At 60.7% G+C, this 18682-nt stretch carries 14 protein-coding genes; 6 read left to right on the top strand and 8 right to left on the bottom strand.

The features are described from left to right. Positions 1 to 42: 42 nt before the first annotated feature. From ACEN42_RS43090 to ACEN42_RS43110, 5 genes are all read right to left on the bottom strand, one after another. Positions 43 to 2118 (bottom strand): phage integrase family protein, encoded by a 2076-nt coding sequence (locus ACEN42_RS43090; protein WP_371885110.1) that lies wholly within the window; start codon positions 2116 to 2118, stop codon positions 43 to 45. Then, positions 2111 to 2692: a hypothetical protein gene (locus ACEN42_RS43095; RefSeq protein WP_371885111.1), complete on the bottom strand. Its 582-nt coding sequence runs from the start codon at positions 2690 to 2692 to the stop codon at positions 2111 to 2113. The genes ACEN42_RS43090 and ACEN42_RS43095 overlap by 8 nt, the downstream gene beginning before the upstream one ends. A gap of 232 nt (positions 2693 to 2924) precedes the next feature. Further along, positions 2925 to 3128: a cold-shock protein gene (locus tag ACEN42_RS43100; protein WP_371885112.1), complete on the bottom strand. Its 204-nt coding sequence runs from the start codon at positions 3126 to 3128 to the stop codon at positions 2925 to 2927. Positions 3129 to 4588: 1460 nt separating this feature from the next. Then, positions 4589 to 5632: a ParB/RepB/Spo0J family partition protein gene (locus ACEN42_RS43105; protein WP_371885113.1), complete on the bottom strand. Its 1044-nt coding sequence runs from the start codon at positions 5630 to 5632 to the stop codon at positions 4589 to 4591. Beyond that, the gene (locus ACEN42_RS43110) at positions 5633 to 6826 is read right to left on the bottom strand and encodes a ParA family protein (RefSeq protein WP_371885114.1); all 1194 of its coding nucleotides are present in this window, start codon (positions 6824 to 6826) and stop codon (positions 5633 to 5635) included. It lies immediately after the preceding gene. Positions 6827 to 7850: 1024 nt separating this feature from the next. Here ACEN42_RS43110 and ACEN42_RS43115 point away from each other — a divergent pair. From ACEN42_RS43115 to ACEN42_RS43125, 3 genes are all read left to right on the top strand, one after another. Continuing rightward, positions 7851 to 8732, top strand: a complete 882-nt coding sequence (locus tag ACEN42_RS43115; protein WP_371885115.1) for a replication initiation protein — start codon at positions 7851 to 7853, stop codon at positions 8730 to 8732. A 914-nt stretch (positions 8733 to 9646) separates the two neighbouring features. After that, positions 9647 to 10567: an ArdC family protein gene (locus ACEN42_RS43120; protein ID WP_371885116.1), complete on the top strand. Its 921-nt coding sequence runs from the start codon at positions 9647 to 9649 to the stop codon at positions 10565 to 10567. A 71-nt stretch (positions 10568 to 10638) separates the two neighbouring features. Then, on the top strand, positions 10639 to 11070 hold the full coding sequence (locus ACEN42_RS43125; RefSeq protein WP_371885117.1) for a hypothetical protein: 432 nt from the start codon (positions 10639 to 10641) through the stop codon (positions 11068 to 11070). A gap of 225 nt (positions 11071 to 11295) precedes the next feature. On the opposite strand, the gene ACEN42_RS43130 is transcribed toward ACEN42_RS43125, so the two are convergent. Genes ACEN42_RS43130 through ACEN42_RS43140 form a run of 3 tightly spaced genes read right to left on the bottom strand, consistent with a single transcriptional unit; the run spans position 11296 to position 12883 of the window. Further along, positions 11296 to 11652, bottom strand: coding sequence for a hypothetical protein (locus ACEN42_RS43130; RefSeq protein WP_371885233.1), 357 nt, complete (start codon positions 11650 to 11652; stop codon positions 11296 to 11298). 47 nt (positions 11653 to 11699) lie between these two features. After that, positions 11700 to 12404, bottom strand: coding sequence for a StbB family protein (gene stbB / locus ACEN42_RS43135; protein WP_371885118.1), 705 nt, complete (start codon positions 12402 to 12404; stop codon positions 11700 to 11702). Continuing rightward, complete coding sequence (locus ACEN42_RS43140) at positions 12401 to 12883, bottom strand: conjugal transfer protein TraD (protein WP_371885119.1); 483 nt, start codon at positions 12881 to 12883, stop codon at positions 12401 to 12403. The genes stbB and ACEN42_RS43140 overlap by 4 nt, the downstream gene beginning before the upstream one ends. Positions 12884 to 13261: 378 nt before the next feature. Here ACEN42_RS43140 and ACEN42_RS43145 point away from each other — a divergent pair, with 378 nt between their 5' ends. From ACEN42_RS43145 to mobF, 3 genes are all read left to right on the top strand, one after another. Continuing rightward, positions 13262 to 13657, top strand: coding sequence for a conjugal transfer protein TraA (locus ACEN42_RS43145; RefSeq protein WP_371885120.1), 396 nt, complete (start codon positions 13262 to 13264; stop codon positions 13655 to 13657). Between the two features lie 213 nt (positions 13658 to 13870). Further along, entirely contained in the window at positions 13871 to 15484 is a 1614-nt protein-coding gene (locus ACEN42_RS43150; RefSeq protein ID WP_371885121.1) for a type IV secretion system DNA-binding domain-containing protein, read from the top strand. Between the two features lie 13 nt (positions 15485 to 15497). Continuing rightward, the gene (mobF, locus tag ACEN42_RS43155) at positions 15498 to 18569 is read left to right on the top strand and encodes a MobF family relaxase (RefSeq protein ID WP_371885122.1); all 3072 of its coding nucleotides are present in this window, start codon (positions 15498 to 15500) and stop codon (positions 18567 to 18569) included. Positions 18570 to 18682 lie beyond the last annotated feature (113 nt).

The raw sequence follows: 18682 nt of genomic DNA on the forward strand, positions 1-18682 counted from the left end.
AGCGATTAGATTTTTCTAGGCGTGCAGTGACGGAGGCGCTGCTCATTGCCCCGTCTTATGCGTGGCGACGCCGGCATAGTAGCGAGCCACCTCTTCGACCACGCGCTGTTTTTCGGCCTGGACATAGATGGTCGTCGTTTGCAGCGAGGCGTGACCGAGCACCTTCTGCACGACATCCACCGGCACCTCCTCTGCGACCGATTGGGTACCGAAGGTGTGGCGAAACGCATGCGCGTTGGCTCGCCCCAGCCGCATTCGTTCATCCAGGCTCAAGTTGTCCATCGTCTCAACGAGTTCGGTGACCATTCGACTAATCAGCCGGTTCAGTCCATCCGCGGTGTAGCCCGCCTCAGTCGCAGGCTGCCTCTCCCCACCCTGTCCAGCTCGATGTCGCCGGCGTGACGCGTCGGTCCACGGAATGACGACGGGGCTCAGCAGCGGCCCGCTCTGTTTGTGTTCTTCGGTTGCGCCGTCGAAATCTTGAGTCCGATCCAGCCAATGTGCGCGCAGCGCGTTCAGCGTCGCGGCGCTCACCGGCACCGTGCGTTCGCGCTGGCCCTTGCCGACAATCGTCAGTTCCCACACCGGCCGCTCGAGGGTCCCAAAAGATGAAGGGCGCAGATGCTCGCGCCGGGCGCTCGCGGCTTCTTCGCGTCGCAGACCGGAATCGCCCATCAACAGCATCGCTGCACGCACGGCCCGCCACTGCACGCCGGACGCTGACTGTCGTCCCTGCTCGACGCCCTCTTCTGTTGAGCGCTGATCGAGTTCGTCACGCAGCTTGCGCCACAGATTGGCAGGCAAGGCGCGTTCGATCTTCATCGCCCGCTCGCGCTTGATCACCGCCGGATCGTTAACGGCCTTCCACGGATTGCCGGCCAGATACCGCACATCGACCCACCAGGTGAACGCCGTGCGCAGCACCCGAACGCTATAGCGCTGCGAGTCGGGTGAAAGCGTCGCAGACAGCGAAGTCTTGCCGTCGCCCGCGACAGAAGACTTGGTCAAGGCAAACGGTCGCCAGCGCGGCGAGTGCCGCGGGAAACGCTCGCCGACGAAACGCGGGTCGGGGCTTTTCAGGAAGTCCTTGTAGGCCTCACAGTCGTCGACCCGCAGGTCACTGAGCGCCCTGCCCCGCAACACCACCGCCCACAACAAAAAGCGCTCGAGCTCCTTGGTGTAGGCGCGCAGTGTTTTCGGCTGATCCCGAAAGCGATTCAGGTACGCGCGCACCGCCTCCAGATCATGATTCGCCTGGATATAGCAGAACGCCGCCGAGCGGTTTTCGCCATGGGCGCCGGAAAGCGCGCGCGGCACGGCGAGGCGCTCGAGCGGCGCCAACGTGAGTCGACTTGGAGACTCTTCGCTGCCGTCCCGACCGCCGCCTAGGCCGCTTCCCGTCACCTTGACGGCCGGGGCCACCTCGACCAGTTCGGCCGCGATCCGCGGCACGCCGTCCTGTTCCTCGGAGTCGACGTCGGCTTCGATCGCTAGTTGCAGAGACATCTGCTGCTTGCGTAGCCAGCTCACGACGGCGCGCGCGCGCCCCGGGCCGATGCGCGGAATCGAGCGCCACCAGCTGGCGCCGCGCCGATTGCAGAATGCCACCAGTTCGCCGAGCGTTGCCAGCCCCTCGCCTTTCAACCGCCGCGCCACGCGCGGACGCAGCCAGGCGCCGATTGGGTGATCGGCATGCGGCGGCGCAGCGGCGAGTTGCGCGGCGTCGGCGACCATGCGGAAGGTCACCGCCGTGAGCAACGGCCGCCCGTGCTGCCGGATCGACGCACGCAGGTGATCGGCCAATGCGGTCGACCCGTGCGCCAGCGCGAGCGCCACCAGCGCGTCGAGCATCGTATTGAGATGGCGCTCCATCGCGCCGGGGGTCGCCGCGTGCGGGTCTTCATCGGGATCGTAGTAGGTGCGCGCGATCACCGCCGGCGGGATGCGCTGCACGTAGGCGCGCAGCGCCGTGAAATCCTTGGTCGTATAGCCGCGCTCGACAGTGAGGCGCTCGGTGAGCTTTTCCGGGGCGCGCCGCGTTTTTGCGGTGAGCTTTTTCGGGGCAGCCACCGGGGGTGCTTTTTGGGCGGGCCGGGCGGCGGTGACGCGCTCAGCCATCGTCGCGTTCTCCGTCCTCCGATTCGAGCGGGGGCTGCGGCGGCGTCGGCGGCTCCGGCGGCATCGGGGGCGCCTGCAGGAGACCCTGCAAGGCGTTGTGTGCCTGCGCCAGGAACACTTCGGGCCGGGTCCCACACAGGAATTCAAAGGCGACCTGCGCCTCGCGCAACAGTCCGGCGAAGCGCTCGTTTTCCGACTCGACCCATGTCGGCGTGCCCGCCGTCGCACGCGTCTCGCCATACATCACCCGCTGCACCAGCTTCACCGCCCCGCACTCGGCGATGAAGTCCAGCACCGGCAGAAAACGCGGCGCGTCGACCACCGCGGTCCCATAGGTCTCGGCGAGCGCCATAAACACGGCGAGCTCCATGCGCGACGGTCGGATGGGCAACGCCGGTAACACATTACCGTGCGCGGTCAGCCATGCGGCGGCGGCCCGGCGCTTGAGCGTGATGGCTTCGTCGAGCTGCAGCACCACGCGCGCGATCGCGGCGGTCGGCGCTTCGGCGGGCCACCGCTCAAAGCCGGTCGACTCGTCGTTTTTGTCGTGATCCGGCGGCAAGCCTTGCACCACGGCCCTCTCCCCTCTTTAGTAAATCAGAAACGCCCCATTTTACCCCTGAAACGCTATCCCGATAATAGCCGTTATCAGGCTTGACGCAACCCGGCGTTTGCCTGTGAATCATCATTAGCAGACAAGGCCGGGTTTTCCATTTGCCGGATTTTGGCCTGCAGCAGGCAAAGTTTCCGCCTCTGCCCTGCCTGTCGACGCCCCGACGACCGCTCGATCACCGAGGCGCAGTCACTTACACCGGCTTGATGTTCGCCGCCTGCTTGCCCTTCGGACCCATCTTCTCTTCGTAAGTCACCTTCTGCCCTTCCGCGAGGCTCTTGAAGCCGTTGGACTGAATCTCCGAGAAGTGCGCGAACAGATCATCCCCACCCGCGTCCGGCGTGATGAAGCCGAAACCCTTTGCATCGTTGAACCACTTGACCGTACCCGTTGCCATGTTTGTTGACCTTGAAAGTTGAACGCGGCGCCGCCGTCGCGACCGCCGTTCGCTATCTTGACCGGGCGACGCCGGCAAGGCAACTGACGAAAAAGTCACCGACGACTTTCTTTGCTTTAGTGCCTTCGAAAGGGATGATGCTCGCGGCAGGCCGTTGACAAGCGGGAGGACGCCGGTCCATCACGAAAGCTCGGCTTACAGCCTTGATGACAACGGCAGTTACACCGGTTTTGTGCATCGGATGGGCCTCGCACGGCGGGTCGCACCGCCCGTCCTTCTAACGCCTCTAGCGGGCTTCTGACTCCGGTCTACTGTGCTCGGCCTCAATGCCGTCGGATCGTCTCGAGGCCCACAGCGCGATTGCCTGTTGCTTGAGTAGCAGCTGGACGCACGCCTGGTACGCCTGCAGCGTTTCCAGCAAGGCGAGATGCCCGGCTCGTCGTTCTCGGGTAGGCGCGCCAAGCGAGTCGCAGACGCGTTATCGCCTGTTCGACCGCGGCAATCGACACTTCTATGTCGCCGAGGCAGGCCAGCACGTCGTCGACCGAGCGCCGCCGCATGAGGTCCCTCTTGTTTGGGTAACTCCAAGTCCTCACTGATCCGCGGTGCGATCGCGCCCATGTGGGCGCTTTTCATTGTGCCGAACCGCGCATGAAAAGTGGCGATACCTCCGTTGACCGGCATCGAGCTGGATACTCCGGTTGTCCGACGAAGAGTGACCGTGTGACCCGGTCGTCGCGATGCAAGCCTATATCTTTAGGAGCAGGTGCTAAGGCGATCCTGTGGGGTAGGTTGGGACGGGTGGAGAGAGACGGGTAGTTGCATTTTATTCATCGCCCGCGATCGCGCAGCCGACATCGGCCCGCACGGCGCAATAATCCGAACTACCCCTCGCGATACGTGGCCGGTGCCAGGTCCGCGGCCGGCATGGTCACGCAGGAAATCGTTGGAGAAAATACGGCGGAAGGTGCGAACGAGTTCGACGCTGCCGGTGGCTATGCGAGTGGATTGAGAGGCCGCAGCCCGCGCTCTGCGGCCGAAAGCCATCGGAACTCATCGATCGCCAACGGGAGTTGACGTTGTCGCTCGTCGCAACGACCATGATAGAAGGTTCGCACGGATGGAGCGCTTGATCGATGAACACGCACGGCACCCGTTGCCATAAATGGTTGCCAGCACTAACAGTACAAGCAACGGCAGAGAAGACGAGGCGAATGCGCCGGCGCGGTTCGGTGTGCGCGACGCGAAGTCGCTGGGAAGTGCTCGAGCAGGTTGGTCGAGCAACCGCGAAAGATGATGGCGCAAAAAAAGCCTTCGGGTGACGCCGAAGGCCTTTTTTTCAGCATCATCGTTTTCGATAAGTCGATGTATTTAAGAAACATTCTAAAAGAATGGCCTCGACCAAGCGGAAACAGATTTTTCACTAACTAGTTGATTTTCATACCCATTCTAAAAGAATGTTACCCCCCACCGAGTAAGTGAGCGCGGATATACTCCGCGATCTTTTCGCTCCATTCGCTTGCTACAGTCTCGCCCTCTTTTCCATTGAAGCGCAGCGCAATCACCCCGCTGCGCACCGACATATCGCAGACCTTGCGCTTTCCTCGACTGAACGTATGAATCGGAGGTGCGGCGGATTTCTGTGTCTTCGGTGATGCAAGGGCCACGGCCTTTTCTTGCGTGAGCGTTGAATCCTCTACTAACTTTCTTACCGCGTCGACAACTAATGCGGTGTGTCCCTGTTCAGACAGCATTGCTAGCTTTTGAGCAGCGTTGCCGCCAAGACGATGCGGGGTCTTCGCGATCATTTCTTTTGCTTCCGCCGGGAGATTCGCAAACGAGAAGATGCGGGCAACGTGGCCTTGCGTCAGACCGGACAGACGGATGATGTCCGTCTGCGCCAGTCCTGAAAGATCCCGGATGCGAACAAACTGCCGATATTTCTCGAAGTCCGGAAGCGAGGGCGCCAAGAGATTCGAGAATGCCGCACCCATTTCCGCTTCCGCTTGCGAACCAGCGAAAGGTACGGCCTTGATCCGATCCCGGCCCAGTTCCCGATAGATCGATACACGGTTGTGGCCAGAAATAAGTTCGTTTCGGCCGTCGCCCAAAGGTCGGTAGACGATCGGGTGCATGAGCTCGCTCGCCGATAGATTCGCGCGGAGCTCGGCGTACTCATCGGCGGAGAGCGTGCGACGCCGTCCGTCGACCTCGACGAGTGTGCTGATATCGATATCATTGGCCGCGCTCGATGACGACGTCGCAAGCGCTTCCAGTTGTTTGCGTGCATCAGCCAGGGACTGCTCGACTATCTGACGGGCCGCCTCGGCGTTCGCAGCTTTTGCTTCAGCACTCTCGGCGCGGTCAATCGCTTCATTGACCCGCAACTGAACGTCCAGTAAGCGTCCGCTCGAGGTTCGGGGAACCTCAGCGGCAGGTGGCCGTTTGGGCGATTCCGCTTGGATGTTGCTCGTCCTTTCCGCCATGCGTTTCGCCATGCTCATTTAAGCTACCTCCTTCGCCCACGCTCTGACGAGCTGGCTGTCAAGATATTCAGTCAGTTGGTCGAAGGGCTGACGAATGCGAGCGTACGATGAGCTGTTCACCTCCGACTTGGAAACGTCGTAGATTGTCGAGAGCATGGCCGCCGCGCTGACCTGAATGCCTGACTCCGGTAAGAGGATAGGCAGGACGCGCGCACCGTATGCCTTGTGTAACCATCCTTGGACAACGCGGGAAAGCTCAGTACTCTTCACCTTCGTCATGATGACCTTGACGAAGTCGTAACGCTTGTCGTCCTTGACATTCGGTAGCCGCCGGGCAACCTCCGAGAACAGCCGCCAGAACTGGGTGGAACTGGCGAAATCCATGCCTTCCGGAGGGCAGGGCAGGAGAATCGCATCGGCGGCCACTAAAGCGTTCGTCGTCAACTGGCTCAGCGCTGGTGGCGTGTCGATAACGACGACGTCGTAATCCTGCAGGACCGGCTTGAGCCCCTTGTTGAGAATGTCCCAGAACTCGAACTTCCGATCTGACAGTAGCTTCGCAGGCACCTCAAATTCAGCGTCCGACAACGCGATTCGAGCAGGGATGAGATCGAGGTTATGCCAATACGTCTCGCGGATCGCGTACCGTACGTCGGACTGCTCGCCGTAGAACAGAGGGAGGAGAGTCGATTCGTCGGTGACTTCGGTCTCCGGCGCATAACCGCACAACTGGGTCGAGGAGCCTTGCGGATCGCAATCGATGAGCAGAGCCTTGCGTCCTAGCAGGGTGAGCCCTTGGGCAATCGAAACTGCCGTAGTCGTCTTGGTTACGCCACCTTTGAAGTTGGCGATCGAGACCACGCGCGCGCGCGCGCCTTGTGGACGATCAGTGCGCTTCGAGGTGGCTTTGATCCACGTTATTGTCTCTTCCAGCGTGAAGACCTTGGCGCGGCCAGCACCCGTGGACGTGCCGACCGGCAAATCGCCCTTGCCGCTGAGATATTTCACGCGCGGCTTATCGATCCCACACAGATTGGCCAACGTTGCGCTCGTGAAGGCGGGCGCTTTTTTGCGAGGATAGGGCTCAAGCATTGCGTCGCGGATTTTATCGAGCACATCGCCAGCTTGGTTCGACAGTTCGACCAAATCATCGACGGAGACCTCCTCCTCGGCCTCCGGCATTCGCATCAGCGAAAGGTCGGGTGCGTTCACGGTTCGTCCTTATCCAGGTTATTGAGATGTATCCCAGTTTTCTTGAAAATTACTCGCAACCGGGAGAATACTCATGTACCTGGTTAACTTCAAGTAATCTCTGAACAATGCGGTGCTGAAGCAACGCTGAAGCGGTTGTCGGAGAGAGACCGCAAAGAGATCGCCCTCGCGAACGCTGACTCCTTAGGCCGCATCCCGTCACCTTTGCAAGATTCGCTCGTTTAACCGCCGGCGTCGGCTGCCGCAGAATCGGGGCACGCATTGCCAGGGGCGAGCGCGAGCAGGCATAAGTGCATCGAATCGCGGACTGAGATTTTCTTTTTCACTGCGCGAGCGCACATGCGGCCCTACGTCTTGTGCCGCTTCACGCCTAGGGCATTGCCTCTGGGAACACACGCGTGATCTATTTTCTGAGTTTCGAAGAACGAAAAAAGTGACGGAATACGGCCTGCCTTAAAAATGCCTCCGAAAATCATGGTCGAAATGTGACGGATTCCGGCCCGCTCCGTGTGCACTCTAAAGTCCGTAGGAGGAAGGGTGACGTATTCCGGTCTCGGAGGGTCGATAGACGCCACCCATGTCTTCACTGCAACACCGCAAGGTGACTTATTCCGGCCCAAGGCGCGATGGTGCGCACTAAACCGCGTTGTCTCATGCACCTAACGCCAGTCGCAGGACAAAAACCATTTATTTTTCTTAACGCCTTTTTGTAAAACATTTCATAGGACAGTTCGTGAACCCTTTGTAGAACCTTTTGTAAACGCGGACCTTCTCCCCGCAGTCCCTTGTCAGTCAAGGGACTGCGGAAGAGTGAAAACGAACAAAGGTGACGTAAAACGGTCTGAGGGTGACGCCAACCGGTCTGGAGTGGACATTTTCCGGTCTTGAGTGGACGTAAGCCGGCCTAGAAGTGACATATTCCGACCGTTATCCACAAGGGTGACTTGAAAAATTCATGTCACCTTTTAAAATACGTGTCTCGCGAACGGTGCGCCCATGAAGTTGCGATACACGAGAGGCTTCGGTGGAAAAAAACGGAAAACAAACAGAACAAGCAACAGCCGTCTCCCCGCTTGTTCCCGCCCAGACAGCGGCAGAACTCATCGAGTCGATGGCAATCGAGCTCGGCGCTGCGCCCGACGACATTCTCGAGGTCGACGGCCGAATTCGAGGCACGGTAGCGATGAGTCGTGCGTTGGTCAACGCACAGCATGGATTGTCACTGAACGAAAAACGGCTGATGATGACCGCGCTGCGCAGTATCGATAGCCGCAAATCGCCGTATCAGCACGGAAAGGCGGATGGCTATGTCTCGGTCAGAATCAAAGCTGACGAGTTCGCCGCGGTTGCTGCACTCGCGCCCCGTAGCGGCGAAAAACAAGCCGCCGCAGCTTATCAGGGGATGAAAGACGCATGTGGGAGCTTGCTAGAGCGAAAGCTGACGTATGTCGACGGCAAGAAAAGAGTGCAGCTCCGGTGGGTCTGGAAGGCGACCTATCACGATGGCGAGGGATGGGCAGAGATCTGCTTTTCACCTGACTTGACTCCTCACATTTTTCTTTTGCAGCGCCGGTTTGTCAGCTATCAGCTTGAATTTGCACGGGGATTACAGTCCATCTACTCCTGGCGCCTGCTGGAGCTTTTGATGCGGGAAAAGGATCGGGGGACCTTGCTCATTACACTCGAAGACCTTCGGGCGGTGCTGGAAATTCCGCAGACGTATCGGTTCGCCGATATCAAACGTCGCGTGATCGAGATGGCGGTCAGCGAACTGAACGAGAAAGCCGATCTGATTATTGACTGGAAGGGCATCAAGCGAGGACGTGCGGTTTACTCGCTGGAATTCACCTTTATCGAGAATCCACAACGACGCCTAAGCCTGGAAGCTGATAAAGCGGTTATCTGATGTCATCTGTCAGGCCGTATTCCGTCACCTTTGGCTGATAACGTGGCCATTCGTCCCCGGGAGCCACATTTGCGTCGAGGCATCCACCATCGACATCGGGAGGCTAGGCCGGAATCCGTCACCTTTCCGAGGCGAATGTAGGCATCCCTAGCGGCCACGGGCTGACCTGCTGGAGGTCTGAGGAACACATTCACCATACGCGTGCGGGGACGCCGGGCTGCGATGTTGGGCTTTTAAGCGGCGATGGGCCGGAATATGTCACCTTTGAGGTGACTATTCGACTAGAACTGAAGCAAACCGTTGTGTGAGCGAGCGTCGATGTGGTTGTCAGCTATCATTCGATGCAACTAACGATCTTCGCCACACATTGCCCTCAGCTCATCTCGCGAATACTTAACATTTACCGGCCCATCATACCAGCCATGCGGCTACCAGCTATCCGCATGGCGCGAAATCTTGCTACGACGACTCGCGCACGCCTCTGATCGAAAGCCTGTACCAACCCATTTCGTCGTCCTTTCTTCTGAGCAACCGGTTTCAGGTCTTGCCTCTCCGAGTTTTCGTTGCACTCCAACCGGGCGAATCCTCCTGACGTCGGACCGCGCTCTATTCGCTAACGCTCACCGGGCCGAAGACCCGTCCCGGCCATTCGGTGACGATCCCTTTCGCAAGATTCAAAAGCACAGTCAGTCAGGACGAGCTAAGGGCGCTGCCCTGGCGCGCTGCAAGGGACATGGCTTCGCCCTGGCCGCGGGGTATCCCCGAAATTTTTTCGATCAAGCGCTGAAAAAATCCCGGGTGATCCCCCTCCCCGCGGCCAGCCCTTGCAGCTTGCCTCCCCGGTCGTCGCCCGACGGTCGTCGGGTGCATGTGCGCAACCCAGCACATCCACCCCGAGACCTAAAGGAAAGACCATGAAAGCGCAAACGAAGACCGCTCTTCCCGACATCTACAGCCGGGTGACCGACAAGATCATTGCCGACCTGGAGCAGGGCGTCAGGCCATGGGTCAAGCCCTGGAAAGGCGGCAACGGCGGCGACCGGGTCACGCTTCCTATGCGCCACAACGGCATCCCCTATCAAGGCATCAACATTCTGCTTCTGTGGGGCGAGCAGCTCGACAAAGGCTTTCAATCCAATCGTTGGATGACCTTCAGGCAAGCGCAGGCGCTCGACGCCAACGTCCGTAAGGGCGAGCACGGAAGCCTCGTGGTCTACGCCAACAAAGTCATCAAGAGCGAGACCGACGACCACGGCGACGAGGTCGAGCGCGAGATCCCTTTCATGAAAGGCTACAGCGTGTTCAACGTCGACCAGATCGAGAACTTGCCGGCGGACTATCGCACGGAACCAGAGCCTGTCGAAAGAGAGCCCCTCGAGCTGAGCGAGCACGCAGAAGTCTTCTTTGCCAAGACGGGCGCCGTCGTCCGTCACGGCGGGAACAGAGCGTACTACGCACCCGCGCAAGACATCGTGCAGTTGCCCATCCCCGAATCGTTCAATACGGCGGAAAGCTACGCAGCCACCAAGGCGCACGAGCTCACCCACTGGACCAGCCACAAGACCCGCCTCGACCGCCAGCTCGGCAAGCGTTTTGGCGACGACGCCTACGCCGCCGAAGAACTGATTGCCGAGATGGGCGCCGCTTTCGTGTGTGCACAGCTGGGACTGACTCCGGAAGTCCGCGACGACCACGCCGCTTATCTCGATCACTGGCTCAAGGTTCTGAAGGCCGACAAGAAGGCGATTTTCACGGCCGCCAATCAGGCGCAAAAGGCCTGCGAGTTCCTGTTCTCGCTGCAAGCCGCAGACGCAGACGATCAACAAGCAGCGTAAAGACATCGCCCAAAGCCTGGGGCGCGCCGCTCCGGGCCGCGGACCGTTTTTCGAAATCAGGAGATGAACTCGTGAGCAACTTCACCGTTGTTTATGCCGTCAATGTCCCGCACTTCGGCAAGACCCAGATCGAAGCGCCGACGGCGGCCGAAGCGATCGCTGTGGCCAAGCATCGAGACCCTGCCGAGATCTGCACCGAGCGCGACCGCAGCAGCGCCGCTTGCGCGCGCATTATCTCAATCACCGACGGCGCCGGCCGGCGCATCGCCGAGGGTGTCACCCTCGATGGGGCTTTTATGCGCTACGGCGGACGCCCCGCCTGGCTCCTTTGCGAAGCCTCACCCGCAATGCTCGAAAGTCTGCAGAGAATGGTCGCGCGCTCCGACGATCTCGTACGCGCGTTGGCCTGCCCGAACGGCCGAAACGAACATCTCGTGGAGCGGCTTTGCGCCGCGTGTCACGTCGCCACAGCTGTCATTGCCGCGGCGAAAGGCGAGAACTGAAGCCGATCGTCATTCGACGTTCGGCTATAGGATGAACTGCAGGCCGTTGCCGAGCGCGGTCACTCAAGGGCTTGAGCATGCGATCGGCGAACACGGATCGACACCACAGGCAGCGTGCCGAACAGCGCCCGGCCGCTTTCCGGATGCGATGCGGCCTGCAAGTAGGGCAGATGCCTGAAAAGCTCGACGGCGAGGGAGAGCGCCCCTCGACAAGTGCCGGCGCTCTCACATGCCGGCCGCTAACCTACCGCCGATGAAGCCCCCAACAATGCCAGCGATCAGCGCGAATACGGCCAGCAGCACCACGAATCGCCGCGCCTTGCGTTCAAGCGCGGCATTCGCGGCGACGAGTTGCGTGGCGCCGGCATTGAGCTGGTTTCCTATCTGCGCTGCCGCTACGCGGCCTGCTTCGATCAGTCTGTTGCCGTTCTGCTCAATGACTGATTCGAGATTGAGCTTTGCCGCCAGGAAGGCCTTGCCGGCCGCGTCCGTCGTTGCCCGCTCGATCTTGCCGGATAACGCCTCGTCGGCCTGCTCAAAACGCCGCACGAGGGCGTCGGCATCTTGCAGTAGTTCCGCCATCAGCGCTTCACGCGCGGTGGATACATTGCCGCTCATGACTTTCCCCGTTACTTGAACAAGACCCTGTAGACGTCGTCCAGGTTCTTGTGCGCGGACTTCGCCAGCCGCTGCGCTGAGATCATGCTGACTGCGCGCGTCTTCGTGTCCTCGTCAGTCGCTTCACGCAGCATGGCCCGATAGTCCGTTTCGTCGTCGACGATCTCGGAGACAGTCTTTTTGAGGACACGCAGCCGCTCGAAAATCTCGTTTCTGAATACCGCGGCTTCAGGCTTCAGCGTGAAACATTTCCGTTCCGCGTGCAGACCAAAAACCGTACTGAACAGGCGCGGCACGTCGTTCGCATCTTCCAGTTCAACCTTGTTGAACACGACGCGAATTTTCTTGGGCGGCACGCCCAGGCCGGCCAGTGTCTCGATGGTGTTCACGGTATCGATCTGCTGCTTCTTTTCGCTCACGGCCGGCACGATGAAATAATCGAACTCCTCGTGCGAGCCGTCGAACTGGCTCATCTGCTTGATGAACTCCTCGACGTTTGATGCGCCCACATCCACGATGGCCGAGTCCAGCGTCATCAAATCTTCTTGCAGTCCGCCGAAGTCCTTGCCCTTGAGACGTTCCGCGTCAGTGTCGGCCGATCCGGCATTGATGGTTTCGACCTCGAACTTCGGCGCCTTCATGCGCGGAGCGAGGAGGTGATCCACCAGCGTCGTTTTCCCCGGATTTCCACTGAAGTTGATGACGGCGACTTTCATGTGCGGCTCCTTCGTTGCTGTTTGGCCAGGCGTTCATAACGTGCTAGCTTCTCGGCCTGTTCGGCCGGGTCGGGCTTCATCAATCGGTCAAGCTCCTGCATCGAAATGGGTCCGCGCGCAGACGGGTTCTGGGACGGATCAGTCTCGTTCGATAAGGATGTATTAGCTGGGCGCGATGATGCGTCTTCGGCCCGCCTCGTGGCGTCGCACTGCGGTGCATCGGGTTGCCGCCCGTGGAGCGGCGCCTGCCGTCTCCCGGCTTCAGCCTTGCCGTGCGTCCGCCTGTACCGGTACAGGTAGCTCTTCAGGGTCGCTTCGGTTAGATCGATGCCGCCCTCTCTCAACGCCTTCAGAATGTCCGCGATGCGCACCCCGGCGGCGATTCTCTGTTCGATGACGGGCATCACTTCGCGCACCTTCGCCGCTTTGGTTTTCGGCTCCAGCGCCGTCAGCGTCTGTAGGAGATTCGGTTGAGGCATGAGCGCTTCCTTTCAGCCATCGATTAGTAGTCCTTCTGACGTCGCCGTGCATTCTTCATACTAGCAACTTGCCTCTGTTTTGCAACCTCTTCGCATCTTTCCGCGACGCCCTTCGGGCTGGGTGGTGTGTACGCCCTTAACCCCTAGAGATCCCTGTCCTTAACAGGCCAGAAATCTCGATACACATCACGCACCCCTCCGGGGATGAAAGAAGTCCATTTCATCAGCCTTTGGGCAATTGCAGCGCTAAAACCCGTTTATAGGATCTCTATAGGAAACAGCAGGAGAACTTGACGTCTGCTGGCTTCTTGTCTATAGAAAACACTATAGGTAAGAAGAATCGAAAATCCCAAGGATTTTTCAGCGAGGTGCCGGCGCATGGACACAGGCAAATCGATCCCCGTCTGGTTCGCGGAGGAGGATCGCCGCAGGATTGAAGAGGCCGCCGCGTTAGCAGGATACAAGCACCTATCGAAATATATTCGTGATAGAGCACTGGGGCGCGATAGCCAGCGCGAGGCTTCACGCGAGAGCATGGAAGCTTGGGCCGAACGCCAAGAGTTTAGCGGCCGACTGGCCGAGATCGAGCGTAGTCAAAAAGCTGCGCATGCGCTGCTGGCGATGTTGCTGTACCTGGTTCGCAAGAAGGCGACGACGGGCGAATTCAACGACCTTGTCGTCGCATGCGAGCACGTGGGCGTGCCAGCAGATGTGTTCACCGTCCTGACTCCCGAGCTCGCTTCTCTGGTCGCCCGCTTCACGGAGGCACCATGATGCGAATACCGACCGAGCGGGTCCGTGCCGACATGATCGATGCTGACATCCGAGCCGCCATTGACTCCCCCAGCACGAGTTACTGGCTACGCGATGCACTCGCGAGCGTGCTGCGGCGCGATTGCGTTGATGCAGCTCGCGACGCGCACGCGTTGGCTGCGCTGTTAGGCCGGCGATGCGATGCAATCATCGGGAGGAGGGAGGGTGTAAGCGATGCAAAAGCATGAAGCCGAGAACGCCACACTGCTGTTTGGCATTGGCTTACCCATTGCCGGCTGGCTGGCCGGCGCCTACGCCGCCAATGTGCCGCTGCGCCCGCTCCCCGATGCGCTCACCGCCGCACTGCATGTGACCCCGTACAACCCGCTCATTGCGGGCGGGGTCGTGCTCGGTCTGGCACTGGCCGCGACGACGGGGTACCTGTTGCATGAGTACGGCGATGATGGTTTCAGAGGCGCGCGATACCACCGATGGCTACGCGGTGCGCGCATGGCGAACTGGCATAGCGTCAAGCATCTGGTGAAGGCCGCCAATCGCCGAGAGAATCGCCGTCTTCGCGCCGAGCGCAAAGGTGCGCAAAATCCGGGGGCAGAAAGCTCGGGGGCGAGGGACTTGCCCCCCATCATGATCGGTCGAATGCCGATGCCGCTGCACCTTGAAAACCGTAATACGCTGGTTTGCGCGACCATCGGCGCGGGTAAATCCGTCGCGATGGAAAGCATGATTGCGTCGGCCGTGAAGCGCCGCGACAAAATGGCCGTGGTTGACCCGAACGGCACGTTCTACTCGAAGTTCAGCTTTCCCGGCGACACGATCCTCAACCCGTTCGACCAACGCTCGGCCGGGTGGACGATTTTCAACGAGATCAAGGGCGTCCATGACTTCGACCGGATGGCGCGAAGCATCATTCCGCCGCAGGTGGATCCGACCGACGAGCAGTGGTGCGCGTACACGCGTGATGTACTCGCGGACACCATGCGCAAGCTGGTCGAGACAAACAATCCAGACCAAGACGCGTTGGTCAATCTCCTCGTGCGCGAGGATGGCGAGGTGATCCAGCAGTTTCTCGCGAATACCGATTCGCAAGGGTATTTTCGTGAGAACGCCGAGAAAGCCGTCGCTTCGATCCAGTTCATGATGAACAAGTATGTGCGGCCGCTTCGCTTCATGTCCAAGGGCGAGTTCTCGCTTTACAAGTGGGTACATGACCCGCACGCGGGCAACCTCTTCATCACCTGGCGTGAGGACATGCGCACGACGCAGCGCCCGCTCGTGGCGGCGTGGATCGACACAATCTGCGCCACCATCATGAGCATTCCGGACAGCGGCGCGCCGCTCACGCGCCGGCTTTGGCTGTTCCTCGATGAGCTCGAATCGCTCGGCAAACTCGAATCCTTCGTGCCGGCGGCGACCAAAGGCCGGAAGCACGGCCTGCGAATGGCGGCCTCGATCCAGGATTGGGCGCAGCTTGACGAAACCTACGGGACGCACGCCGCGCGCACCCTACTCGGATGCTTTCGCAATTACCTCATTTTCGGTGGCTCGAACGCGCTCAATACGGACAAGGCAAGCGAGATTCTGGGCAAGCATCAGGTCGAGCGCATCCAGATCACGACGAACGCAGGCGGTGGTGCAGGTGGAGGGGGAGGCGGGCGTAGCCGCAACCTCGTCACTAGCCCGCCCGAACCCGTCGTGATGGATTCCGAGATTTCGTTCCTGAAGGATCTGGAAGGCTACGTCATGTTTGGCGAGGACTTTCCCATCGCCAAGATCAAGCTGCCCTACGTCAGATACCCGCATCGCGCCACGGCGATTGAGATCAAGTGAGGGAGGTGCGGCCGTGCTCAACGTGACGCCCATTCGTGGCAACAACCAGTATGCGGCCGCACACTATTTTTCGTCGGCCGATGACTATTACGCCAAGGAAAATCCCGGCGAGTGGCAGGGGCAGGGCGCGCGGCTGCTCGGGCTCACCGGCCCGATCGAACAGGCACAGCTCTCTCGCCTCTTGGACGGCCAGCTTCCCAACGGCGAGCGCATCCAGACGACATTCGATTCGACCGACAACAAGAAGCGTATGGGGCTCGACCTCACGTTTTCCGCGCCGAAGTCGGTGTCGATGCAGGCGCTGGTGGCCGGTGACCGCGAGGTGACGGCCGCGCATGACCGAGCCGTGACTCGTGCGCTTGAGCAGGTCGAGCAACTGGCCGAGGCGCGCAAGAAGATCAAAGGCAAAAGCTACCGCGAGCGCACCGGCAACATGGTTATCGCCAAGTTCCGTCACGAGATGAGTCGGGCGAAGGATCCGCAGCTGCATACGCATGCGGTGGTGATGAACATGACGCGGCGCGCCGATGGTGCATGGCGTGCGCTGTCGAACGAGGACATCTTTCGCGTACAGCACGAGGTTGATGCGATCTATAAGGCCGAGTTGGCGAAGGGCCTGCAGGCGGTGGGCTACTCGATTCGGCTCGCCGACGACAAGGGCAATTTCGAGCTGGCGCACATCAGTCGCGACCAGATCGCGGCGTTCTCCGCTCGCAGCCGGGTGATCGAAGAGGCACTTGCGAACGAGGGCAAGACGCGAGCGAGCGCGACCACGCTCGAAAAGCAGGTGATCGCGCTCGCCACGCGGCCGCGCAAGGACGAATCCGACCGCGAGGTCGTCAAGCAATACTGGGTGGAGAAAAGCAGTGAACTCGGTATCGACTACGGTCCGCGCTCGGCACTGGACGGGCGCAGCTATGAGGTGAACGGCGGGGGAGATCGCCGGGGGAAGGCGAGGAGCGACACGATAGGCGAGGGGGCAGGCAATGGGACAGAAGACAACGCGACAGAAGGCAAAGAGGTGGACGGCCGTGAGGACCGCGCTGATTCCGCCCCGCGCGATCGCGTCGCCGCGACGAGCTTGCCGGCTGGTCTTACACCTGCGCAGGCGGTTGTGCAATATGCCATCCATCACCTGAGCGAACGTGAGGCCGTCGTTCGCGAAAGTGTGCTGATGGCGACGGCGCTGCGGCGCGCGGTCGGCTTGGCGGGTCCGGACGATGTGCGCGCGGAGATCAAGCGCCTGGTCGGGCAGGGCGCGTTGATCGAGGCAGTGCCGGCCTATCGGATGGCGGATCGGAAGGACGGCCCCGCGCTCTCATCGGCCGGCTGGAAGCACTATCTGCAAGAACTGAAAAGCTGGTCGAATAAACAGGCACAGCAGTACATCAACAACGCGATCAAGCAAGGCTCACTGGTGCCGGCCGAGCAGCGTTACACGACGCAACAGGCGCTTGCGCGCGAGAAGGCGATCCTCGCCATCGAACGCACCGGACGCGCTGCGGTCGCGCCAATCTTGACGGCCGCCGCGGTCAGGACGACGCTCGAAAATTCCACGCTGAATGCAGGTCAGCGTTCAGCCGTCGAAACCATCGTGTCGACGAATAATCGATTCGTAGGCATCCAGGGCGACGCCGGCACGGGGAAAACCTATACCGTCAATCAGGCCATCGCCCTCATCAAGCAGGCGTCGGGCTCGGCGATGCACGAGGGCTATCGCACCGTCGCGCTCGCCCCTTACGGCAACCAGGTCAAGGCGCTTAAGAACGAGGGACTGGACGCGCACACGCTCGCAAGCTTTCTTCGGTCGAAGGAAAAGCCCATTAACGCGAAGACGATCCTCGTGCTCGACGAGTCGGGCGTAGTCGGTGCTCGTCAAATGGAGCAACTGATGCGCACCGTCGAGAAGGCGGGTGCTCGCATGGTCCTGATCGGCGACACCAAGCAGACGGAGGCCATCGAGGCAGGCAAGCCGTTCGCGCAACTTCAACTGGATGGCATGCAGACCGCGCGCATCAGCGCGATTCAGCGTCAAAAAGATCTGGAGCTTAAAACGGCCGTCGGCCACGCGGCGGAAGGCCGCGTCACGCAATCGCTCGCGCACCTTAAGCACGTTGAGGAACTGAAAGAGCCGATCGAGCGGCACCGCGCGATTGTCAACGACTACATCGGCCTCACCGAAGCCGAGCGCCGCGACACACTAATCGTCGCCGGCACCAATGAGGCCCGCCGTGAGATCAACCGCATGGTACGCGAGTCGTTGGCACTGGCCGGCAACGGGCGCGAGTTTGACACCTTGACGCGCGTAGACCTGACGCAGGCGCAGCGCCGTTTCGCGCCGAGCTATCAGCCGGGCATGGTGATCCAGCCAGAGAGGGACTATCAGAAAGCCGGGCTGATGCGAGGGGAAACGTACCGCGTCAAGGAGGCGCTGCCCGGCAACGCGCTCGTTTTGACGCGGCAGGATGGCACCATGGCCACGATTAATCCGCGCAAGGTGACGCTGCTGAGCGTGTACCGTCTCGAACGCGCCGAACTCTCCATTGGCGACGCCGTACGGATCAACCGGAATGACTCCGGCCGCGACCTCACGAACGGCGACCGAATGCGCGTGGCCGGGATCATCGGCGGCGTCGTCATGCTGGAATCGGTCGAGCAGCGCGACGGCCGGCCGGTTCGCTCGCTGGAGCTTCCAAGCAATCGGCCGCTTCATCTCGAGCACGCCTATGCCTCCACCGTCCACAGTTCTCAAGGCTTGACCAGCGACCGGACCCTGATTGCGCTCGATACCCGAAGCCGCACGACGTCGATGAACCTGTACTACGTCGCGATCAGCCGGGCGCGATACGAGGCGCGCGTCTACACCGACTCGGTCAAGGCGCTGCCGACCGCGATCGCACGCCGCTTTGACAAAACCACGGCGATGGCGATTCAGCGCGAACGCGAATTGCAGCGCCGCGGCGGCGGTGTGCAGCCGAAAAGGGCAGCAGACGGCAAGCAGCCGTTGCAGCATCAACCGCTCGCGCACCAAAGCAGGCAGATGGATAGCGGCCGCGAGCCTCCGGACTACGGTCGCTTCGGCTAGTGAAATGGCGCCCCCTTCAAGAACTGGCCGACAGAATCGATGGAGCGCAAGGGCGTGAGGTGACCGACGCTCGGCGAACGCGTGTGTGGGCACGCTTCGCGGTGACACTGTAC

It is taken from the genome of Caballeronia sp. S22, assembly GCF_964261745.1.
GTDB classification, from domain to species: domain Bacteria; phylum Pseudomonadota; class Gammaproteobacteria; order Burkholderiales; family Burkholderiaceae; genus Caballeronia; species Caballeronia jiangsuensis.